Source organism: Parabacteroides sp. PF5-9, assembly GCF_029893105.1.
Lineage (GTDB): Bacteria > Bacteroidota > Bacteroidia > Bacteroidales > Tannerellaceae > JARXWG01.
The window spans coordinates 160,368-182,889 of record NZ_JARXWG010000001.1 but is presented as its reverse complement, the minus strand read 5'-3'; the positions used below and the strand labels follow the sequence as shown (position 1 = coordinate 182,889).

Here is a 22,522-nt window from a genome sequence, read left to right as displayed (position 1 = left end):
TTACACCTACCTCTAAATTCATTTAGACGTACCTCTAACAGAAAACAGAGGTAGGTGTATCAAAAAAACGGACAATATACTGTTTTTATTCCCTTAGGAAGATGTAGAAAAAGCATCTCGACTTTTCAAAAACCGGACAATAGGACAGCCAATGCAAAAGTCGGATCGAAATAGAACTATTCGCAGATCAATGCATTACAGATCAAATCATTGCTTTTGAATAGAGGCATAGAAAGAGAGTTGATTGTCTTCCAACAACGAATAGACCACTTTTTCTTTTGACAGATGATAACTCTTTGTTATCGCATCCCATTCGGCATATTCGAGCGAGACGATCGCTTGAGAAAAATCATAGAGATAATCGATTTTACTCCTGTTTTGCCATCTTTGATCGCTCTCCGACCATGTGTATGTCACACGACTTTTCATATTCCCATTTTCATCATAGCTGTATTCATGCGCTAAGTGTTTCTGATAGGAGCCGGAAAATGCATCTCGTTTACATACTTCTTTTAAAACAATTTTTCCATTTGCAGAGTAAGTATTGTATAAGAACTCCGGAGTTTCTGCCTTTGCATTTACCGTACAAAAAACGAAACCTAATAAAATAATAAGAACGGAATTTGATATGAACTTTTTCATGATTTTAATTTTTTATTTGTGGATAATTGACTGTTTTTTAAGACATAAAAATGGCTGTTCAGCTTTTATTCATGCTGAATACAAATGAGTTAGAAACTTTTTTGTTCTCTTTGAGAAGAAAAAAGAATACGATTATTCTTCTTTAAATTCCAGAATGTCGGCCGGTTGGCATTCCAACTCTTTACAAAGAGCTTCCAGTGTTGAAAATCTGATGGCTTTTGCTTTTCCGGTTTTCAATATCGACAGATTTGCAGGAGTAATCCCGATGCGCTCTGCCAGTTCGCCCAGTGCTATTTTCCGTTTGGCCATCATCACGTCCAGATTCACTATAATTGCCATAATTCAAATGGTTAGTTCTTGTTCTTCTTTTAAATTCAAACCGATCGCAAAGATTTCTGCAACTAAGAGAGCGATTAGTCCTAAGACTAAGTTCAATACCCGTAATGCACCACTGAAGTCAATATGATACCCTGGTATTTCGATCATGTTTTGTGCAAAGATCAACAACATAAATTCCCCAATCGTATTTACCAGAAATAAGAGAATCAAACCCCATCCAACGTAGCGTAAGCGCTTGACGTTGATCCAATCGAAAATAATGGACTTCTGAATCGCTGTGATTAATTTGATGAAATAAATGATAATCATAATAATCAGCGCCAGAAGAACCAAAGCCAATATCAGCGGATAAACGATCGACAGTTTGGCTTCTTTTATTTCAAGGCTCACGCTTTCAAATTGAGCAGGTAGCCACAAACCGCTCTTCTGGTTGAACAAGGAGTCGGTCATCACAAACTCATCATTCGGCTTCAGATCCAACTGGAGTGTTAACATGGAATGGGAAGCATCATGTATATCCTCTTCCTGCGTTTCAAGACCTGTACTATTCACTAATTCGACAATGGGCACAATCAGGGCAAAAGCGATTTGCAACCCGAAGGTAAATGCCAAAGCCATAATAATTAAGTTTAATCTTTTTTTCATCTCTCTCGAATTTATGTTATTCAGTTAATATTTATCGTTTATCGATATGCAAATGTATGTATAAAGTTTTATATCCACCAAATATTTTATCGAAAAACAATAAATAATTATCCTAAAAGGGATAATAATAGTTGCGATTCAATAAATAACAAGCTAACTATCAACTACATATACTTTGCGTCAGCCTTTTTGTTAAAAATGATGAAACCGATTATTTTTTTATGTAAGTTTGTCTGGAATAGCAATCGTTTAATGAAGAAAGGAATAAGATTATGACCATCCTACAACTCTATGAATTGTTTTTACACAACCCAAAGGTAACGACCGACAGCCGTAACTGTCCGAGAGGTTCTATCTTCTTTGCACTGAAAGGAGCACATTTCGACGGCAATCTATTTGCTCAGAAAGCATTGGATTCGGGATGTACCTATGCTGTGATTGATAATCCTGATTATTACACAGGCGAACGCACCGTACTGGTGGATGATGCATTGAAAGCATTACAGGAACTGGCCCACCGGCACCGGAAAGTGATGAAAATTCCTATTATCGGTATTACCGGCACTAACGGAAAAACAACAACAAAGGAACTACTGGCTGCTGTATTATCGACCAAATTCAATGTATTATATACCGAAGGTAATCTGAATAATCAGATCGGTGTACCGCTGACACTGCTTCGGTTAAATCACGAACATGAGATGGCAGTCATTGAAATGGGTGCCAGCCATCCGGGTGATATCAAGGAACTGGTCGATATTGTGAACCCCAATTATGGTCTTATTACTAATGTCGGTTACGCGCATTTAGATGGGTTCGGCTCCTTTGAGAATGTCGTGAAAACGAAAGGAGAACTATACGATTATATCCGGCATATACGCGGAACGATTTTCATCAAAAAAGAAGATGAGATTCTGCAAGCGATGGCAAAAGGGATTGAACAGGTCACTTACGGTTACGGAGAGAGTTCGTTTGCTTCGGGGCAAATCGTCAGTAATGACCCTTTTCTGACATTCGACTGGAAACAACAGGGGAAGTTACATACCGTAGAAACCCAGTTGATCGGCGAATACAATATTGATAATGTATTGGCCGCCGTGGCAGTCGGGCGCTATTTTAAAATTCCGGCAGAACGTATCAGCCGTGCCATTTCAGCCTATGAGCCTACCAATAATCGCTCACAACTGGTGAAAACCGAAAAGAATGTTTTAATCGTGGATGCCTATAATGCCAACCCGACCAGTATGAAAGTGGCATTGGCCAATTTCGCCTCTTTATCGGAAACACCTAAAGCCGTTATTCTTGGAGATATGCTTGAATTGGGCGATGAAAGCGATACTTTACACAAAGAAGTTATCGAACAACTCAAAACCGCTCAATTTGACCAGGTCTTACTTTGTGGGAAGAATTTCTCCAAGGTGTGCAAAGCGTATCCGACTTTCGAGACGACGGAAGAGTTGATGGCATTCATTCAAAACAATCCCTTAACAGGATATCATATCCTGATTAAAGGTTCGCACAGTATGGCGTTGGAAAAAACAATCACGTTACTCTGATTCTTCAGTGTCGTTGGCTTCCGGTTGTGAAGCGATCACTTCCTGAGGTTTGACTACCGATAGTTCTCCTTCGTCTAAAAACACGACTTTCAGCTTCTGATACAGAAACGAAAGGAGAAGCAACAGTATACCCAATAGAATAAATACGATCACTTTCCCTATAGTGGGCAATAACCATAAATCGATTATCACTAATTTGGCCAAAACCAATCCGAATGTCACCAGACTGACCATACGAAGTACTTTCAGATGCAAATGCATCCCTATGGCCATCTGTGCGAATCCGGCCACTCCCAAAGCGATCGAGATCCCTGCACTGACTTCACGCTTTAACCCCCATTGATGTAACAAGCAAGTTGTTCCAACAACTAAAAGGAGCGTAGAAATGATCGCTAAATAGACGGTCGTCTTATTGGAAGATTGCTGATAAAGACCAAACACCTTATAATATTGTAAGACGATCAGACAGAGATGCAAAATAATCACGACAAAGGAGATCCATAACAGTATATACGCAATGAAGGGAGGATGACTGGCATTGTTTATCGAAATAGAAAACATCCAGAAAAGAAAAAGAGAGGTTCCTAAAACAAACATATATTTCCCGGCATGTTTACTCATAGGGAAACGTGTCAGACTGAAAATGCCGGAAAGTCCGCACAACGTAAAAGCCGTGAATGCCAACATATATCCCCTGGAAATCAGCAATTGGTCGATATGCAGATAAAATTCAAGTATAAAAGCGCTATAAATCACAAAACATCCGGCCCATATATGCCAGATATTCTGCTGTTTTATTCTATTTTTTATCCAGGCATAAACAAAAAAGGCGATTCCGGAATACAGACCGGTAAAAAATAGTCCGTTGGTAAATATCTTACCTCCCCAATACAGATATTCTCTTGTAAGACCATTTTCTATATCCAGCAAATAAGAGGCAAAGGTCAACAACGGTAAAATAAAGATAAAAAACCGGTATACCTTATTGGGGAAACGCGTATAAAGCCATGCAATCAGTACCATCTCCGATGCCCAGAATAAGGTAATCAGCGTACCGTTCCATTGTATCGGGATCGCGATTGAGAGAAATGTAATGACCATCCCAAGTAAGGTAGCAGATAAGAACCGGAACCGTTCACCTTTTTTTCTGACCCAGAAGAACAGGAACAGATTGACACAGGCTATAAAGAGTGGGATAACCCCCTGAAGGTTCTCCCAGGATGCAATCGCCTCCGTATACCATAAACCAAAGAAAAGGAAAACAAAATTATTCAGTGTTGCCACGCCAAAAAGAAACGGATTCACTTTTCGCCGATGCGTCCGTAATATGGCAATGATTGATAATTGGAAAAGTAAATAGTATTCGACGGCAAAGATCAATAGGTTCAACCGCATTGTTACATCCATCCCGCCGATCATTTCAATCAACGAGTAACTGAACAGAATAAATCCGGTCAGTATAAAACAAAATACCGGTAATTCGCCCCATCTTTTAAAAATAGAGAGGCTGAACATTCCCAGATTAAGCGTCAGGATATATGTAAACAACACCACATAACTATTCGCCCCACTGCTCACCATAAACGGAGCGATGAAACCGCCGATTAAAGCAATAATAGCCAGTTCGCGCCGTCCGTATAAAGCGGCCAATAGAACCATTACGATCGTGACGACAATGAGTATAATAAATGCCGCCGTCTGCCCGAACAGATCATAATAATGGTAAGCCATCGCAACGGTCACATAAAAAATGGCAAATGCCCCTCCTGCCAGTATGGAACTATACGTCCGGTAATGCTCTTTCAAACGTCCGGCTACGATCAATAGAATAAATCCTACCCCAAAACCCAGAACTGTACGGGTCACTTCACCGATCCAATTATTGTCGATCGCATACGCCACAAAGAATCCCATGCCGATCACTAACGTTAGGATACCGATTTTCCCGAATAGATTCTCTCCGATAAATCGCTCGATATTGGATCTCTTTTTTTCTTTTACAACCGGCTTTACTTCTTCTTTCTGAACCTTATCTGCAACAATTTGAGCCGGTTGACTTTCCACGACAACAGACTGAACAATCTTTTCTTTTCCCGTATCGGATCCGACAGGTAGAGGTTCCTGTTTTGTTTTCGCTGTCATCTCCTCTGTTGGTTGTTCAGGAGTTTGCCCCTCCAACATTTTTTTCAACCGGGCAATTTCTTTTGTTAATACATCGATCTGTTTGGAAGAATGGGTCATCTTACTATGTAATGCCATCCACATAATAAGCAATAGAATAATGATAAGCAGGTTTTCCATGATAGAAAAAGGACTATTATTTACGGTTCGCTAATATAAGGAGAATTCTGGATCACCCCGAATTCTTATGGATTTAATTCGATTGAAACAGGTTGAATATCCGCAAAAAGAGATCGGGTTGGCATGACTTTAACAGTAAATCGGAATACACAGTGAGATCGTCGAAAACAATTCTTTATGCCGTAAAGTATCCGAATGGACTTACTACTGAAGGAAGATTTTATTTAACTAGGTATAGGAAACAGCGATAACCTCTAGACGAGTTATAATAAATTTAAAACAGTCACATCTACAACCAGTGGGGAGGACAATTAATGCTTACTTATAAGTTTTGAAATTATTTGTTTATTTCAATATCTAGTTGAAAATATTTTTTATACTTACTCTATTAGTTTAAATTATTTATACACATTATCTGTTGAATATTATTTCCTCATTAACAATTATTAAATATTTATTGGGGTGTTTTTTTTAATTATTGATATATTTGTAAAATAATTGATACACAAGTAGTCTAAAATATAATTATGAAAGGAGTTCGTATGAAAAAAATCGTATCATTTTTGTTCATTGCATTATTACTTATCGGATGTGATCATGAGGGTACGACTCCGCCACCTGTGATACCGGAAACTCCCGAAGAGCCAGTCGTAGAACAGAAAGATTTCAGCTTGACACCTATTGAAAAACAAATTAGTCAGCAGAATAACCTCTTTGCTTTCGAATTACTGAAAACAGTCTACAAAAACGAAATACCGGGTAAAAACATTCTTATCTCACCTTTGAGTGCAAGCCTTGCTTTGGGGATGCTCAATAATGGAGCAGGCGGCATTACCCATGAGGAGATGCAACGTGTATTAGGGTATAAAGACATTTCGCGCGAAGCGATGAATGGTTATTTCCAGAAAATGATTGAAATCATGCACGAAATTGATCCGGATGTTGCATTTAGAAGTGCCAATTCGATCTGGATAGAAAACCAATTTCCGGTACTCGATGCCTTTATCGATACCAATAAAACATTTTATGATGCAGAAGTCCGAAATGAAAATTTCTCTGATCCTGAAACAGTTAATCTAATCAACAACTGGTGCTCGGAGAAAACGGAAGGGACAATCCCTGAAATTCTGGATCATATAGATGCGAATGCTGTGATGTATCTGATTAATGCCTTATATTTTAATGGATCATGGACAGTGCCTTTTGATAAAGAGTTGACTACAGAAGAGACGTTCTATAATCAGAATAGACAAGAACGTTCTGTTCCGATGATGAATCATGATATGCTGATTTATTATGGCGAAAACAATGTATTTAAACTTGCTGAATTACCTTATGGGAATGAAGCTTTTAGTATGGTATTTATATTACCTCATGAAGATGTTTCTATCGCTTCAGCAATCGACGAATTGGAAGAAGGTACTTTTTATAGAAAATTGGCAACCGATGTGTTACTGAAGATTCCACGGTTCAAAATAGATTATGAACGGTCGCTCAGTGAAGATCTAAGAGAGATGGGGTTGCAATCTATGTTCGGCAATGATGCGAATTTTTCACTCATCCATCCTACTGAGCCATTAATAGTGTCAAATGTGTTACAAAAAACATTTATTGAAATTACCGAAGAGGGAACAGATGCGTCTGCTGCAAGTGGTGTAGAGATAGGATATGGTTCATATGGAGGTGAAGAAGAACCATTGATCTATACATTCTACCTTAACCGTCCTTTCATTTATCTGATAAGAGAAAAAGACACCGGTACTATCTTCTTTATGGGGGTAGTTGAGAATCTTTAAGATAACTAATTTTTAACCATAAAAGCATTAGAAGCCAAAGGACTTCTTCCCTCGCTTTATCCAAATTAATTTCGCTATATGGAAAAGGGCATGCATGGGTTTGTGACGGGTTTCAAGATCAAAAAATTAAGACGGAATATTTTGTTGAATTTTTATCAGGTTTATCATACAATACATATGGCTACTACACCGTTTCTAATCCAGGATCAATCATCTCGGGTCTTCCATATACTTAAAACATTAAAATTCGCGATTATTATTCTTAGCTTCTTAATCGTGAGCAGCTGTGATAATGCTATTGAAACAGAAAACACAGAAGAGCCTACGGAACAAAAACCTACAGAGCAAGAACAAGAGCAGAAAGAGGAACAAGAAATAGAAGATCGCGATACAATAATAGGAGATATTCCTCCTAATTACTCACACTTGATATGGATTAGTTTTCAGGACACATTAGGTAATGATTTACTGGAAGGGAGTGAATTCGTTTGGAGCAATTATGAAATATATGAGACTGCTAAACCCGAATTCTATACATTGGATATTGTTTTTAAAGACCAGAGTCTTAATCCATGGTGGTATCAACAAGGCCAAATGATTGGAGGTGGTGATCGCTTTGATAATAAATATCCAAGATTATATCTTTCAAACGGAGAATGGTTCTCGCCTCCAGATTCTTTGATATCCCCCGATTATCATTATTTAAAGTTCCTAACTGGGAGTATTTCGCATAAATGTGATCTTGATTCTTGTTGGAAAGCTGAATTTACGGAAAAGATTACGTTTAAGCTTACATGTCCTTATTTGTTTGGCGATGATGAAATACATCATATTATCACTTGGTGGAATCTGCTTGGAGAATATAATACAATATGTACAGGTGTAGCGTATAATGGACAAGAATTCCCTGTAAAAGGTTCATCGGTTGCTACAATAATAGTAAACAGATAGTTTAACTCTTTAAAAAATAAGGCATTCTAAAAGGAGATGCCTTATTTTTCAAAGGTTTATATTATCGCATACAAAATGACAAAATGTATTGAAAAATAAATCAACAATCCTATTTGACTATTTGTTATTTTACCCCCTTTTTCCTTCGCTTATTTGAGCTTATATACTAAGCTGTCGAAGAAAAACGCACGCATTTGAGGTTTGTTTTTACAATAGACATTGACTTTCATATCCTCTTGCCTATTTTTCCCAGTTCTGAAAAATGAGCAATCTAGAGAAAAAAACACGTCTTTAAACCCCTTTTTTTCGCCATTTTCGACCCTTTGAAAATTGATCTAAATGTTTTTTTTTAATGATGCAGGTACTTTTCCTACATCATCTGCATGTTTTTATACTGTTCTCTGCATAAATTTCTAAAAAGAAGCAGCATAAATATTCTAAAACGCCTAATATTTCGCATAATATATTCGAAACAGACCAATCGTTTTGCTAAAAAACGGCAAAGTATGAGTTATATTAAAAACTGTTTTTCGTACAAAATATCACCATTTAGCTAGTATTTACAGCAAAATAATATTATAGTACCCAAAGGTTGTGACTCTTTCAGAGTTCTGCAACCCTCATCTTTTCTTGTGACAGTGTATTTTTTCATTCTTTTTTTTGATTACTTTGTCACAAAGAACAATCCGTTCTCGTCTTCTTGATATACGCCTCTTTTTGGTGCGCAAAGAAAGAGGCTGAATAAACAGAAACGTAGAATAATTAATACACGGAAAGATGAAGAATTACATTATTGTCATACTCTTACTCGTTATGTTTCAGACAGGTTACAGTCAAAAAAGTGTTGACCATCTGTACAAAGAGTTCAGAAAAGAGCAATCCGCCACCTCCTTATCAGTAGGGAAATTTACCCTGGGTTTGGCAAGTCTTTTTACCGAAACAATGGGTGTTGATAAAATAGAACTTTTTGCATTGGATGAATGCGATACACAGGTGAAGGAGCGATTTGCCGCTGCGATCCGGCAATTAAAAGATCCCGGATATGAAACGATGGTGAATTCGAATGACGATAAAAACCGGTCTAAAATCTTAGTGAAAATTGAAGATGAAATGATCAAGGAGATGATTGTTTTGACCACAGGGAACAGTAATGCGATGGTTCGGATAAAAGGGAATATCAAACCTTCTGACATTGAGCGGGTGGTAAATAAACATGGCAATGAACGGTGAACAGTTCAAAAAGTTGTTCCTCCCGTATCACCCTAAACTCTACCGTATCGCTTTTGCCTTGGTAGAAAACAAAGACGATGCAGAAGATCTTTTACAAGAGACTTACTGTAAACTCTGGAATAAACGGGAGGAATTGACGGAGATCCGTAATCCGGAAGCGTTTGCCGTTACAATCATTAAAAACTTATGTCTGGATTTCCTTCGGTCGCCCCGGTCACAAAACAACAATGAATGTGTTGAAGGAATTGCTCAAATAAGTAACGTCACACCGGAAAGAGTGCTTGAGGAGAAAGATGAGGTCGATCTGATCAGCCAATTGATCGAACGATTACCGGAAAACCAGCGAAGAGTGCTTAAGTTACGCGGATTAAGTGATTGTTCGTTGGAAGAGATTGAAGAGATAACCGGATTTTCTGCGGTGAACGTGCGTACTTTATTATCACGGGCTCGCAAAGTTATCCGGGAACAATATGAAAAAATATATGCTGTATGAACGAAAAACAGATAGATGAATTAATCGATAAGGTTTTGAAAGAAGAACAATCTTTGCCTTCCGGAATAGATGAAAGATTGGAACGATACGTTGACGCGTTGATCGAAAAGGATAGTCATAACGCCAAAACGATCAGCCTCACAAGAAAACGTTCGTTGTATTGGATCAGTGGAATAGCAGCTGCAATAATACTGGGGGTTGCTCTCTTTTTCCAGACAGAAACAACTGTTCCACAACCGATGACGGCCGATACATTTACCGATCCCGAAGAGGCCGCTGTCGCTGCACATAAAGCGTTGGCTTTTATGTCGACACAACTCAATAAAGGCTTCGATGAGGTTTCTGAAGCCGGAAAAGAATTTGAAAAAGTAAATGATATTATCAATAAACCATTTAAGTAAAAAGTATGAAAACAAAATATATATTGATCCTATTGATCTTCTGTGCAATAACAGGAAAAAGTTTCGGACAAAGTAAATTGTTTGATAAATATGCAGAGATGGACAACGTCACCTCCGTTTATATCTCCAAGGCGATGTTTCAGATGATGCCTGCAATCGAAGGAGTAGGAACCAGTCTGATGAATCTGAAAGGCAAAGTCGAATCGTTGCAACTGGTCTCAACCGAACGTCCGGATCAGATCCCTCAGATGCGTAAGGAGTTTGTCGACTTGATCGGGAAGCAACATGCGGAACTGATGCGTGTCCGTCACAGTAAGACCAAAGCAACCTTTTATGCCGATATGAAAGGGGATCAGATCAAAGACCTGTTGATGCTGGCTGATACGGATAGTAGCTTCACGGTCATCCAGTTGAAAGGAGATTTTACGCTACAGGAAATACAGGAGATCGCTAAGGAGATGGAGTAACAGGAAAACGTTATTTCCCTGTAATAATCTTCTTGATTTCACTCAGCTTATTCAACGCCTCCAATGGGGTGAGGTTATTGACATCCGTATTTTTAATCTCATCCCTGACCTGGCTCAATATCGGATCATCCAACTGAAAGAAATTCAACTGATACCCTTCACCGGCAGAGGCGATCTCTTTCATCGGCTTGCTGATACCATCCTGTCGGTTCTCCGATTCAAGCTGTTTCAAGATCTCATTCGATCGTTTGACGATGCTTTTTGGCATACCGGCCATCCGAGCCACATGGATCCCGAAACTGTGTTCACTCCCTCCACGAACCAACTTGCGCAGGAAAATAACTTTATTCCCAACCTCCTTTACTGAGACGTTGTAGTTTTTAATCCGCTTAAACGAACGTTCCATTTCGTTCAACTCATGATAGTGTGTCGCAAATAACGTTTTAGCACGTGCATTTGGGTGTTCATGGATATATTCCACAATGGCCCAGGCGATAGAAATACCATCGTATGTACTCGTTCCACGACCCAACTCGTCGAAAAGAACGAGGCTGCGTGGGGAGAGGTTATTCAGAATGTCTGAGGCCTCATTCATCTCCACCATAAAAGTAGACTCGCCTACAGAGATATTATCGGAGGCACCCACACGGGTGAATATTTTGTCGACAACGCCGATTTTTGCCGATTCGGCCGGGACAAAACAACCGATCTGAGCCATCAGCGTAATCAGCGCCGTTTGGCGCAATAAAGCCGATTTACCCGCCATATTCGGACCTGTAATAATAATGATCTGCTGCTTGTCACTATCCAGACAGACATCATTGGCAATATAGGGTTCACCCGGAAGCAACTGCTTCTCGATCACTGGATGACGGCCTCCCTGAATATCGATCACTTCCGATTCGTTCACTTCCGGCCGGATATAGTTGTTGTTTTGTGCGATTTTAGCGAAAGAGAGCAGACAGTCTAATTGTCCGATCAGATTGGCATCTGTTTGAATCTGGGGGATATATTCCGCCAAAGCCAATACCAGTTCATTGAACAGATTGCTCTCAAGTGCAAGGATCTTCTCTTCGGCACCAAGGATTTTCTCTTCGTATTCCTTGAGTTCTTCGGTAATGTACCGTTCGGCATTGACCAAAGTCTGTTTTCTGATCCATTCGGGCGGAACCTTGTCTTTATGGGTGTTGCGCACCTCTATATAATAACCGAAGACATTGTTAAATGCAATTTTCAGGCTGGAAATATCCGTCCGTTCGATCTCACGTTGTTGCATCTGCAACAGATAATCTTTACCCGAATAGGCAATGGCACGCAGATCATCCAGTTCAGGATGAATATTTTGTGCAATGACTCCCCCTTTATTCAATAATGCCGGTGGATCATTATTGATTTCCCGTTCGATCCGGTCGCGTATCGTCTCACAGGTATTCAGCCGTTCACCAATCCGGCAAAGGCTTGGTTCATTACTCTTCAGACAAGCCTGTTTGATCGGTTCGATCGCACGAAGGGCGACTTTTAACTGAACCACTTCGCGGGGTGAAACCCGACCGACGGCCACTTTGGAGATGATACGTTCCAAGTCACCAATCCGCTCAACCTGCTCTTCCAGCAGATCCTTTGTCTCAGGATAACGAAAGAAATGATCAACTACATCCTGTCGTTCTTGAATCGGTTTGATCTCTTTCAAGGGGAAAAGTATCCAACGTCGCAATAACCGCGATCCCATCGGCGAAACAGTTTTGTCGATGACATCGAGCAGACTTGTGCCGCCTTCATTCATTGTTCCGGCCAATTCCAGACTGCGCACCGTAAATTTGTCTAATCGCACATACCTGTCTTCTTCGATCCGCGACAAAGTGGTAACATGCCCGATTTGTTTATGATGGGTCATGTCGAGATAATGCAAAATAGCCCCTGACGCAATGATCCCCTGTTTCAGGTGTTGTACGCCAAATCCTTTCAGACTCTTCGTCTCAAAATGTTTTAACAAACGGTCGGTCGCCGCATCCGCCGTAAAAGCCCAGTCTTCCAGTTCGAACACAAAAAACCGTGCGCCGAAAATTTCTTCAAACTTTTTCCGGTTGCTCCGTTCGATCAATACCTCTTTGGGAAAGAAGTTATTCAGTAATTTATCGATGTAATCAATCGTTCCTTCAGCTGTTAAGAATTCACCTGTAGAAATATCCAGAAAAGCGATGCCACAGGTGGTTTTGTCGAAATGAATCGCGGCAAGGAAATTATTTTCTTTGTGGTTCAGAATGTTATCGTTGATAGAAACTCCTGGGGTAACCAGTTCGGTCACTCCCCGCTTGACTAGTTTCTTAGTCATCTTGGGGTCTTCTAATTGGTCGCAAATAGCGACGCGTTTACCTGCCCGGACCAATTTGGGGAGGTATGTATCCAGTGCATGATGCGGGAAACCGGCCATTTCAATGAATTGTCCGGGACCATTGGCCTTCCGGGTTAATACGATCCCAACAATTTCTGCCCCGATGACAGCATCTTCTCCATACATCTCATAAAAGTCTCCGACGCGGAAGAGTAAAATCGCATCCGGATGTTTCGCTTTTACATCGAAGTATTGCTTCATCAGGGGAGTTTCAACTACATTTTTTGCCACAGTGTATCTGTTTTTTTCTGTTTAAGCCCTACAAACGTAATCAAAATTTCTATATCCTTTTTGAACACATCCGGATAAATGTGTGCTTTCTTACTGATCAAAACCTATAATACAAAGGATCTGATTATCTTTTTTTATTCCTCGGATGGTGCTCTAAAATCTCCTTACGCAGGAACTCACGGTTAATATGTGTATAGATTTCGGTCGTTGTGATATTATCGTGCCCTAGCATTTCCTGTATAGCCCGAAGGTTGGCTCCGCCTTCCAATAAATGCGTGGCAAACGAATGACGAAACGTATGCGGGCTGACGTTTTTGTGAATTCCAGCCATTTCGGCTTGTTGTTTGATAATATGAAACACCATGATGCGGGAGAGTCCGGTTCCACGACGGCTGAGAAAAAGAATATCCTCATGTCCTTTTTTTACCGCAACAAGGTTGCGGTCATATAAATAGTTTTTGATTTCCCGAATCGCCGTCTCCGAAATAGGGACTAAACGTTGTTTCCCTCCTTTGCCTTCCACACGGACGAAACCTTCGTCAAAATAGACATCCATATAACGCAAGCCGGTGAGTTCAGACACCCGCAGCCCACAGCTGTAAAGCACTTCCAGCATAGCACGGTTGCGCTGCCCTTCGGGTAAAGAAAGATCGATTGAATCGAGAATCTTGTTGATTTCATTTTCTGTTAGCACTTCCGGAAGTTTAAACCCTATTTTGGGCGTTTCCAGTAATTCGGTCGGATCTTTATCAGTATATCCGTCGAGTAACAGGAAACGGTAGAACGATTTAATCCCGGAAATAATCCGTGCCTGGGAGCGAGGATGAATACCGATATCCCGTAATTGTGCAACAAACTGTTGCAAGTCTTGATAAGTAATCTCCAGAATGGGACGGTTTTCACTTGCCACAAAACGCAACAATTTATCCAGATCGGTCATATATGCATCGAGGGTATTTGGAGAAAGTGACTTTTCCAGACGGAGATAAGTATGATATTTACTGATTATATCTTTCCCTTGTTGCATTGTCGGTATCTCATTAGGAATGTGTAAAATAAATTGTTTACCTTTGCCCCACATTTTTCATATGTATCAGCATTGCAAAGGTAGTTAATTTACAAGAATATGAAGAAGTTTCAGATTATCAATGGCCCTAATCTCAATCTGCTGGGAAAGCGCGAACCCGAAGTTTACGGGAAGCACTCTTTTGAAGAGTATCTGCATACATTGCGCACGCGCCACCCTGAATGTGAAATTTCCTATTTTCAAAGTAATGTAGAAGGAGAACTGATCAACAAACTCCATGAAGTGGGTTTTGATTATGACGGTATTATTCTGAATGCCGGGGCGTATACCCATACCTCTATTGCGTTGTTTGATGCGATAAAAGCGATTTCATCGCCGGTTATAGAGGTACATATTTCAAATGTCTATGGTCGCGAACCTTTTCGTCACCACTCGATGATCTCTGGCGCTTGTAAAGGGGTTATCGCAGGGATGGGGATGGAATCGTATCATCTGGCATTGATTGCACTCTCTTCTTGAATAAGTAGTAAAAACGGAATCAAAGATATTTGTTTCTAACGTTTTATATAGGTAAAGAGTTTTTAAGGTTAAATTTATTAATTAAAGAATTGCCGGAGATGTATACTCCAAAGGCAGTTTAGATGTCATTATGATCAAACATACAAAGATTGTAGCAACCATTTCTGATCAACGTTGTGAAGTTGATTTTATCCAGACCTTGCATAAATCCGGCATGGATGTGGTACGTATGAATACGGCTCATCTACAGGAAGAAGGATTGAGCAGGATTGTAAATAATGTGCGCCAGGTTTCCGACCGGATTGGTATTTTAATGGATACCAAAGGGCCGGAGATACGGACAACAATATTAAAAGAACCGATCGCTTTCAAAACAGGCGACAAAGTAAAAATCGGCGGTAATCCCGAAGGGGAAACAACCCGTGAAATGATTTATGTCTCATACCGTAATTTCGTCAGCGATCTGCACGTAGGGAGTGATATCTTGATTGACGATGGCGACCTTGAACTGAAGGTTACGGAGAAATATCCGGATTACCTCTTGTGTGAAGCACAAAACGATGCCACGTTGGGTAGCCGTAAGAGTGTCAATGTACCGGGGGCGCGTATTAACCTGCCGTCGTTAACGGAAAGAGACCGCCTAAATATTCAATGGGCAATCGATAATGACCTCGATTTTATCGCACATTCTTTTGTCAGAACAAAACAGGATGTATTGGATATTCAACGGATACTGGATGAACGCAACAGCCCGATAAAGATCATTGCAAAAATAGAAAATCAGGAAGGAGTCGATAATATCGATGAGATACTTGAAGCAGCCTACGGGATTATGATTGCCCGCGGTGATTTGGGTATTGAAGTACCGGCTGAAAAGATACCGGGCATACAGCGGGTATTGATCCGCAAATGTGTGGAAGTGAAAAAACCGGTAATCGTAGCTACTCAAATGCTTCACTCTATGATTAACAACCCACGGCCGACGCGCGCCGAGGTGACCGATATCGCCAATGCGATCTATTATCGTACCGATGCATTGATGTTGAGCGGTGAGACAGCTTATGGTAAATATCCGGTGGAAGCGGTTCAAACGATGGCAAAAGTAGCTCGCGAAGCAGAAAAAACGAAACTGGCGGCCAACGATATCCGTGTGCCGATAGCAGGAACAGACCTTGATGTGACCTCTTTTCTGGCCAAACAAGCGGTAAAATCGTCCAGTAAATTACATGTAAAAGCGATTATTACCGATAGTCATTCCGGACGGACAGCTCGTTTCTTAGCCGCTTTCCGTGGAACATCTACGGTGTATGCTATCTGTTACAACCAGCAGGTGATGCGGATGCTCTCGCTCTCTTACGGGATATGGGCCGATTATCAACCTTGGCATGAAGGCGACAGTCGCCGGAAATACTTCTTTGATGCACTGAACGAATTGATTAAGAGCGGACATATTACGCGTAACAATATGGTGGCCTATCTGAGTGGTAGTTTTGGCGAAGGAGGAGGAACCACCTTCCTGGAAATAAATAATGTAAGCAAAGTATTGGATGCCGGCAAGAATTATTCGTTACCGACGTTCAATGAGATCAAATAAATGACCATTGAAGAGTATATACTTGCGCATAGTGACGAAGAAGGGAAACTGCTCTCTACGCTAAACAGAGACGCCAATGTAAACCTGCTTCGTCCACGGATGCTTTCAGGACATTTGCAAGGACGTATACTCAAAATGTTTTGCCGGATGTTACGTCCGAAGCGGGTCTTAGAGATTGGCACTTATACTGCTTATGCCACCTTATGTATGGCTGAAGGGATGGAGGAGGATGGATTGATACATACCATTGAGATCAATGATGAAATGGAAGATTTCATTCAGAAATACCTCTCCCACTCTCCTTATAAGCAGCGGATAAAGGTTCATTTTGGTGATGCGATGCAACTTATTCCGGCGATAGAAGAGACGTTTGACATGGTATTCATTGATGCCGACAAACGATTGTATTCAGCCTATTATGATCTGATATTCCCTAAAGTGCGTAACGGCGGACTTATCCTGGCAGACAATACCTTATGGGACGGAAAGGTCGTCGAAGAAATCCATTCGAATGATAAACAGGCGCTAGGCATATTGGCTTTCAACGATAAAATCAAACAGGACGACCAGGTGGAAAAGGTCATATTACCTTTACGTGACGGACTGACTATGATCTGGAAAAAATAAAAAAACGATGGAAGGAACACGATTAAATAAAGTAGGACGCCTGCTTCAGAAAGAGTTGGGCGACATTTTTCAAAAACAGGCACAAGGATTGTCAGGAGTACTGATTTCGGTGAGTCAGGTAAGAGTCAGTCCCGACCTAAGCGTGGCTAAAGTATATCTGAGTATTTTCCCTTCAGAAAAAGGAACTGAATTACTGGAAGCCATTCGTTCTCAAACCAAAGCGATTCGTTTTGATCTAGGACAACGCGTAAGACATCAACTACGTAAAATTCCGGAACTGACTTTCTTCATTGACGATTCACTCGATTACATCGAGAATATTGATAAACTTCTCCAAAAATAAACGGTTTGAATTTTCCACTCTACATAGCCAGGCGATATCTCTTTTCAAAGAAATCGCATAATGCCATCAACATTATCTCGATGGTTTCGGTCTGCGGAGTGGTTATCGCTACCATGGCACTTGTCTGTGCTTTGTCGATATTCAATGGGTTCGACGGATTGGTCGCCTCTATGTTCGGGAGTTTTGATCCTGAACTGAAAATCAGTCCGAAGACCGGAAAAGTATTTGACCCCTCCATTTCCGCTGTTCAACAGATCAAACAGCTTCCTGAAATTACATTCTACAGTGAAACGTTGTCAGACAATGCATTGGTTCGTTATGGAGAACGGCAGGAAGTCGCGGTAATCAAAGGGGTAGATGAAGCCTTTGCACAGGTAGCCGATATGGAACAAATTCTTGTCGACGGACGTTTCGTTTTACGTGAAGATGTCGTCGATTATGCTTCTTTGGGGATTGGATTAGCTTTCCGGTTAGGCGTAAATGTAGGTTTTGTGTCGCCTTTGGAATTGTATGTTCCCAAACGGGGTGAAAATATCAATATGGCCAATCCGGCCTCTTCGCTAAGTACGGAATATGCTTTTATTGGTGGCATCTACCGGATGAACCAGCAGGTATATGATGACAATTATATGATTGTTCCATTAGAACTGGCCCGTGCGTTATTCCGATATGAGAACGAGGTATCAGCTATCGAACTGAAATTAGTGGCAGGTGCGGATCTTTCGTCGGTCAAAAAACAGATCAAGAACCTGTTGGGGGAAGATTTTCTTGTTCACGACCGCTACGAGCAACAGGAAGCCTCTTTCAAAATGATGCAGATAGAGAAATGGATGACTTTCCTGATCCTAACCTTTATTCTGGCAATTGCTATTTTTAATATTGTCGGTTCCCTCTCCATGCTGATGATCGAAAAAAAGGAAGATGTACGTACCTTGCGTAATATGGGAGCAGACGAACCGTTGATTCGACGTATTTTTCTATTTGAAGGATGGATGATTTCCGGGTTCGGGGCGTTGATCGGAATTATATTAGGAGTTATTTTATGTATTCTCCAACAGGAGTTGGGACTCATCCGATTGGGACAATCTGCCGAAGCCTTTATTGTAGACGCTTATCCTGTACAAATCGTTTTTAGTGATATCTTGATTGTTTTTATAACCGTCCTCGGTATTGGTTTTCTGGCCGCCTGGTATCCTGTCCGTTATTTGGGGAAAAGGTGGCTGTCGACAACATAAAATGCAAATACCCCAATTGTAGTCGCACGCTTTTTCGTATCTTTATAGGCCAAAAGTAAAATTGAGTGAGATTTATGGAACCATTTGTACACCTGCACGTTCATACCCAGTATTCTTTATTAGATGGTCAGGCTTCGATCAACGCACTGGTTGAAAAGGCTCGGAAAGATAATATGAAAGCCATTGCGGTGACCGATCATGGCAATATGTTCGGGATTAAAGAATTCTTCAATAAGGTTCAAAGTATAAATAATACGCCGCTTAACGAGATAAAAAGATGTCAATCAGAAATCGACGAACTGAATGATAAGGAAAATCGTTCCGAAGAAGATCAGGCACGTATAGATGCCCTCACTACTGAACTCAAAACACATCAAGAATCGATTTTCAAACCGATTATCGGATGCGAATGTTATTGCGCCCGTAACGGAAAAGACAATAAAGATGGGCGGGAGAATCTGAGCGGATGGCATTTAATCATCTTGGCCAAGACATTGAAAGGCTACAAGAACCTGATTAAAATGGTATCTATCTCATGGGTAGATGGATTTTACGGACGTCCACGTATCGATAAGGAACTTCTGGAGAGATACCATGAAGATTTAATCGTCTGTTCCGCCTGTCTGGGTGGAGAGATCCCTCAACATATTATGCATGGTCGGATAGACAAAGCCGAAGAATCCATACAATGGTTCAAGAACCTGTTTGGTGATGATTATTACCTGGAGCTTCAACGCCATGAAACTCATAATCCGAATGCCGATAGTTCGACGTTTCCCAAACAGCAGGAAGTCAATAAAGTATTGATCGAGTTAGCCCAAAAACATGATGTGAAGTTAATCGCAACCAATGATGTCCATTTCGTCAATGAGGAGGATGCCGAAGCACACGACAGGTTGATCTGCCTGAGTACAGGAAAAGATCTGGACGACCCTACCCGGATGCGTTACTCCAAGCAGGAATGGATGAAAACTACTGCAGAAATGAATGTTATTTTTGCAGATGTTCCCGAGGCACTTAGCAATACGCTCGAAATAGCAGATAAAATAGAATTCTACTCCATCGATCATGGCCCGTTAATGCCTGACTTCCCTATCCCCGAAGAGTTTGAGAATGATGATGACTACCTGAGGCACCTGACTTATAAAGGGGCAGAAAAGAAATATGGAGAAAACCTGAACGACGAGATCAGAGAACGGATCGACTTTGAGTTGGAAACGATTAAAGGAATGGGGTTCCCCGGTTATTTCCTGATCGTGCAAGATTTCATTGCTGCTGCCCGTGAGATGGGTGTTGCCGTTGGACCAGGTCGTGGATCGGCTGCCGGTTCAGCTGTGGCCTTTTGTCTCGGTATTACCGACATCGATCCCATTAAATACGACTTGCTGTTTGAACGTTTCTTAAATCCCGACCGTATCTCTATGCCTGATATCGATGTCGATTTCGATGACGATGGACGCGGACAGGTCTTGCAATGGGTAACAAATAAATATGGAAAAGAAAAGGTCGCACATATTATTACGTATGGCACAATGGCCACCAAGTCGGCGATCAAAGATGTGGCACGTGTTCAAAAACTACCTTTAGCCGAATCCAACCGATTAGCCAAGCTGGTTCCCGACCGGATCCCCGATGTCAAAAAAATAAGTCTGAAAGCCGCCATCGCTCACGTTCCCGAATTGAAAGAAGCCGCGACATCTTCTGATCCGGCCATGCGTGATACGTTGAAATACGCACAGATGCTGGAAGGGAACGTTCGCAACACCGGGGTACACGCCTGCGGAGTGATTATCGGGAAATACGATATCTCAGATGTGGTTCCCGTCAGTACGGCCAAAGACAAAGAGACCGGCGAGGAGATGCTGGTTACCCAATATGAAGGTTCGGTGATTGAAGACACCGGATTGATCAAAATGGACTTCCTGGGATTGAAAACCCTTTCGATTATCAAGGAAGCGGTAGAAAATATTCAATCGACAACAGGAGAAAAGATTGAAATTGAGAACATCAATATTGAGGATCCGAAAACATACGAGTTGTATAGCGCCGGGAAAACAACCGGTACATTCCAGTTTGAATCGGCCGGTATGCAAAAATATTTACGTGAACTGCAACCGACCAAATTCGAAGACTTGATTGCGATGAATGCCCTTTATCGCCCAGGCCCGATGGAGTATATCCCTTCTTTTATTGCCCGTAAACATGGTAGGGAGGCCATCTCTTATGACCTGCCGGTGATGGAGCGTTACCTCAAAGATACGTATGGTATCACGGTCTATCAGGAACAGGTCATGCTTCTCTCCCGTCTATTGGCCAACTTCACCCGTGGTGAATCAGACGAATTGCGTAAGGCAATGGGTAAAAAGCTGATCGAAAAAATGAATAAGCTGAAAACCAAGTTCCTGGATGGGGGAAAAGCCAACGGATATGAAGAAAGTGTCTTGTTAAAGATATGGGCCGACTGGGAAAAGTTTGCTTCGTATGCATTTAATAAAAGTCATGCCACCTGTTATTCCTGGGTCGCCTATCAGACAGCCTATTTGAAAGCCAACTATCCTTCGGAGTATATGGCAGCTGTGCTGAGCCGTAATATCTCGAACATTACTGAAATCACCAAATTCATGGACGAATGTAAGGCGATGGGCATTCAGGTATTAGGCCCGGATGTCAATGAATCCAGCCTGAAATTCGCGGTCAATAAAAAGGGAGATATCCGGTTTGGTCTGGGTGCCATTAAAGGGGTTGGCGAAAGTGCTGTTATGAACATTATGGAAGAGCGTAAAAAAGGCTCTTTCACCAACATTTTTGATTTCGTAGAACGGGTGAACCTCTCCTCATGTAATAAGAAAAACATTGAAGCCTTAGCCTTGGCCGGAGCGTTCGATAATTTCGGTATTCAGCGCGAACAATTTTTTACACCGGGCAATAAAGAAGGCGAACTCTTTTTAGATATACTTGTCCGCTACGGGAATAAATACCAGATGGATAAAAATACAGCGGCTAACTCCTTATTCGGAGATGATAACTCCATCGATATCGCCAAGCCGGAGATCCCATCGTGTGAACGTTGGAGTGATCTGGAAAGGCTCAATAAAGAGAAAGAGTTGGTCGGCATCTATTTGTCTGCCCACCCATTGGATGAATATCAGATTATTTTGTCGTATGTATGCAATACGGGAGTCGTCGAATTAAACGAGAAAGAGAACCTAAAAGGGCGGGAATTACTCTTCGGAGGAATCGTCACTGCCTTCCGTGAGGGAATGACAAAAACCGGAAAACCTTACGGTATTGTCAAGATCGAAGACTTTACGGGAAATGCTGAGATCGCCTTGTTTGGAAACGATTATATTGAATATAGCAAATATTGTCGTTTAGGGATGTACCTGTTGTTCACAGGAAGAGTCGAACCACGCCGTTGGCGCGAAGAAGAGTTGGATTTACGAATCGGAAGTATCCGTTTGCTTCAGGATGAAAAAGACAAAATGATCGAAAAGATCAATATTACGATCCCTGTTCATGGGTTGGATGAGACAATTATTACCGAGTTATCCGTGTTGATTAAAAGCAATCCGGGCAATACCTTACTTTATTTTAAAGTGGTAGATGGCGAACGTAACCTCTCCTTGGATTTCTTCTCACAAACAATCAAATTAGACGTAACTCATGAGTTGATCCATTTTCTGGAACGTAACGGATATATTGATTTCAAAATTAACGGATAATTTTGTACGTC

Annotated in this window: 19 protein-coding genes; 13 read left to right on the top strand and 6 right to left on the bottom strand. The window is 41.1% G+C overall.

The window, feature by feature from the left end:
* Window positions 1-207: 207 nt before the first annotated feature.
* From M2135_RS00845 to M2135_RS00835, 3 genes are all read right to left on the bottom strand, one after another.
* Window positions 208-642, bottom strand: a complete 435-nt coding sequence (locus M2135_RS00845; protein ID WP_280746667.1) for a DUF3836 domain-containing protein — start codon at window positions 640-642, stop codon at window positions 208-210.
* 132 nt (window positions 643-774) lie between these two features.
* Window positions 775-981 carry a helix-turn-helix transcriptional regulator gene (locus M2135_RS00840; protein WP_280746666.1) on the bottom strand — a complete coding sequence of 69 codons (207 nt, stop codon included), beginning with the start codon at window positions 979-981 and terminating at the stop codon, window positions 775-777.
* Between the two features lie 3 nt (window positions 982-984).
* The gene (locus tag M2135_RS00835) at window positions 985-1,626 is read right to left on the bottom strand and encodes a DUF2975 domain-containing protein (RefSeq protein ID WP_280746665.1); all 642 of its coding nucleotides are present in this window, start codon (window positions 1,624-1,626) and stop codon (window positions 985-987) included.
* A gap of 272 nt (window positions 1,627-1,898) precedes the next feature.
* Between M2135_RS00835 and murF the strand changes: the two genes are divergently transcribed.
* Entirely contained in the window at window positions 1,899-3,182 is a 1,284-nt protein-coding gene (gene murF / locus M2135_RS00830; RefSeq protein ID WP_280746664.1) for a UDP-N-acetylmuramoyl-tripeptide--D-alanyl-D-alanine ligase, read from the top strand.
* Here the strand turns inward: murF and M2135_RS00825 are convergent.
* On the bottom strand, window positions 3,174-5,483 hold the full coding sequence (locus M2135_RS00825; RefSeq protein WP_280746663.1) for a DUF2339 domain-containing protein: 2,310 nt from the start codon (window positions 5,481-5,483) through the stop codon (window positions 3,174-3,176). The two genes, murF and M2135_RS00825, sit on opposite strands and share 9 nt — an antisense overlap.
* A 542-nt stretch (window positions 5,484-6,025) precedes the next feature.
* Between M2135_RS00825 and M2135_RS00820 the strand changes: the two genes are divergently transcribed.
* From M2135_RS00820 to M2135_RS00795, 6 genes are all read left to right on the top strand, one after another.
* On the top strand, window positions 6,026-7,279 hold the full coding sequence (locus M2135_RS00820) for a serpin family protein (protein ID WP_280746662.1): 1,254 nt from the start codon (window positions 6,026-6,028) through the stop codon (window positions 7,277-7,279).
* Window positions 7,280-7,357: 78 nt separating this feature from the next.
* The gene (locus M2135_RS00815; RefSeq protein ID WP_280746661.1) at window positions 7,358-8,230 is read left to right on the top strand and encodes a hypothetical protein; all 873 of its coding nucleotides are present in this window, start codon (window positions 7,358-7,360) and stop codon (window positions 8,228-8,230) included.
* A 777-nt stretch (window positions 8,231-9,007) separates the two neighbouring features.
* Window positions 9,008-9,460, top strand: coding sequence for a DUF4252 domain-containing protein (locus M2135_RS00810; RefSeq protein WP_280746660.1), 453 nt, complete (start codon window positions 9,008-9,010; stop codon window positions 9,458-9,460).
* Window positions 9,450-9,953 (top strand): RNA polymerase sigma factor, encoded by a 504-nt coding sequence (locus M2135_RS00805; RefSeq protein WP_280746775.1) that lies wholly within the window; start codon window positions 9,450-9,452, stop codon window positions 9,951-9,953. Before M2135_RS00810 ends, M2135_RS00805 begins: the two co-directional genes overlap by 11 nt.
* On the top strand, window positions 9,950-10,354 hold the full coding sequence (locus M2135_RS00800; RefSeq protein WP_280746659.1) for a hypothetical protein: 405 nt from the start codon (window positions 9,950-9,952) through the stop codon (window positions 10,352-10,354). The genes M2135_RS00805 and M2135_RS00800 overlap by 4 nt, the downstream gene beginning before the upstream one ends.
* A 5-nt stretch (window positions 10,355-10,359) precedes the next feature.
* The gene (locus M2135_RS00795; protein WP_280746658.1) at window positions 10,360-10,821 is read left to right on the top strand and encodes a DUF4252 domain-containing protein; all 462 of its coding nucleotides are present in this window, start codon (window positions 10,360-10,362) and stop codon (window positions 10,819-10,821) included.
* A gap of 10 nt (window positions 10,822-10,831) precedes the next feature.
* Here M2135_RS00795 and mutS read toward each other — a convergent pair whose 3' ends face one another.
* Together mutS and xerD are read right to left on the bottom strand one after the other, a co-directional pair.
* Complete coding sequence (gene mutS / locus M2135_RS00790) at window positions 10,832-13,444, bottom strand: DNA mismatch repair protein MutS (RefSeq protein ID WP_280746657.1); 2,613 nt, start codon at window positions 13,442-13,444, stop codon at window positions 10,832-10,834.
* A 124-nt stretch (window positions 13,445-13,568) separates the two neighbouring features.
* A complete protein-coding gene (gene xerD, locus M2135_RS00785; RefSeq protein WP_280746656.1) occupies window positions 13,569-14,471 on the bottom strand; it encodes a site-specific tyrosine recombinase XerD in 903 nt (300 codons plus the stop codon).
* Between the two features lie 99 nt (window positions 14,472-14,570).
* Here xerD and aroQ point away from each other — a divergent pair, with 99 nt between their 5' ends.
* From aroQ to dnaE, 6 genes are all read left to right on the top strand, one after another.
* Entirely contained in the window at window positions 14,571-14,990 is a 420-nt protein-coding gene (gene aroQ, locus M2135_RS00780; protein WP_280746655.1) for a type II 3-dehydroquinate dehydratase, read from the top strand.
* A gap of 127 nt (window positions 14,991-15,117) precedes the next feature.
* A complete protein-coding gene (pyk, locus tag M2135_RS00775) occupies window positions 15,118-16,584 on the top strand; it encodes a pyruvate kinase (RefSeq protein WP_280746774.1) in 1,467 nt (488 codons plus the stop codon).
* Window positions 16,585-17,211 (top strand): O-methyltransferase, encoded by a 627-nt coding sequence (locus M2135_RS00770; protein WP_280746654.1) that lies wholly within the window; start codon window positions 16,585-16,587, stop codon window positions 17,209-17,211.
* 7 nt (window positions 17,212-17,218) lie between these two features.
* Window positions 17,219-17,554 carry a 30S ribosome-binding factor RbfA gene (gene rbfA / locus M2135_RS00765; protein WP_280746653.1) on the top strand — a complete coding sequence of 112 codons (336 nt, stop codon included), beginning with the start codon at window positions 17,219-17,221 and terminating at the stop codon, window positions 17,552-17,554.
* Window positions 17,555-17,559: 5 nt separating this feature from the next.
* Window positions 17,560-18,789, top strand: a complete 1,230-nt coding sequence (locus tag M2135_RS00760; protein WP_280746652.1) for an ABC transporter permease — start codon at window positions 17,560-17,562, stop codon at window positions 18,787-18,789.
* 74 nt (window positions 18,790-18,863) lie between these two features.
* Window positions 18,864-22,511: a DNA polymerase III subunit alpha gene (gene dnaE, locus M2135_RS00755; protein ID WP_280746651.1), complete on the top strand. Its 3,648-nt coding sequence runs from the start codon at window positions 18,864-18,866 to the stop codon at window positions 22,509-22,511.
* Window positions 22,512-22,522: the final 11 nt, after the last annotated feature.

Bases quoted from the DNA above. Each gene is read 5' to 3' on its own strand.
- M2135_RS00845 (WP_280746667.1), bottom strand. From the start codon at position 642: ATGAAAAAGTTCATATCAAATTCCGTTCTTATTATTTTATTAGGTTTC.
- M2135_RS00840 (WP_280746666.1), bottom strand. From the start codon at position 981: ATGGCAATTATAGTGAATCTGGACGTGATGATGGCCAAACGGAAAATA.
- M2135_RS00835 (WP_280746665.1), bottom strand. From the start codon at position 1,626: ATGAAAAAAAGATTAAACTTAATTATTATGGCTTTGGCATTTACCTTC.
- murF (WP_280746664.1), top strand. From the start codon at position 1,899: ATGACCATCCTACAACTCTATGAATTGTTTTTACACAACCCAAAGGTA.
- M2135_RS00825 (WP_280746663.1), bottom strand. From the start codon at position 5,483: ATGGAAAACCTGCTTATCATTATTCTATTGCTTATTATGTGGATGGCA.
- M2135_RS00820 (WP_280746662.1), top strand. From the start codon at position 6,026: ATGAAAAAAATCGTATCATTTTTGTTCATTGCATTATTACTTATCGGA.
- M2135_RS00815 (WP_280746661.1), top strand. From the start codon at position 7,358: ATGGAAAAGGGCATGCATGGGTTTGTGACGGGTTTCAAGATCAAAAAA.
- M2135_RS00810 (WP_280746660.1), top strand. From the start codon at position 9,008: ATGAAGAATTACATTATTGTCATACTCTTACTCGTTATGTTTCAGACA.
- M2135_RS00805 (WP_280746775.1), top strand. From the start codon at position 9,450: ATGAACGGTGAACAGTTCAAAAAGTTGTTCCTCCCGTATCACCCTAAA.
- M2135_RS00800 (WP_280746659.1), top strand. From the start codon at position 9,950: ATGAACGAAAAACAGATAGATGAATTAATCGATAAGGTTTTGAAAGAA.
- M2135_RS00795 (WP_280746658.1), top strand. From the start codon at position 10,360: ATGAAAACAAAATATATATTGATCCTATTGATCTTCTGTGCAATAACA.
- xerD (WP_280746656.1), bottom strand. From the start codon at position 14,471: ATGCAACAAGGGAAAGATATAATCAGTAAATATCATACTTATCTCCGT.
- aroQ (WP_280746655.1), top strand. From the start codon at position 14,571: ATGAAGAAGTTTCAGATTATCAATGGCCCTAATCTCAATCTGCTGGGA.
- M2135_RS00770 (WP_280746654.1), top strand. From the start codon at position 16,585: ATGACCATTGAAGAGTATATACTTGCGCATAGTGACGAAGAAGGGAAA.
- rbfA (WP_280746653.1), top strand. From the start codon at position 17,219: ATGGAAGGAACACGATTAAATAAAGTAGGACGCCTGCTTCAGAAAGAG.
- dnaE (WP_280746651.1), top strand. From the start codon at position 18,864: ATGGAACCATTTGTACACCTGCACGTTCATACCCAGTATTCTTTATTA.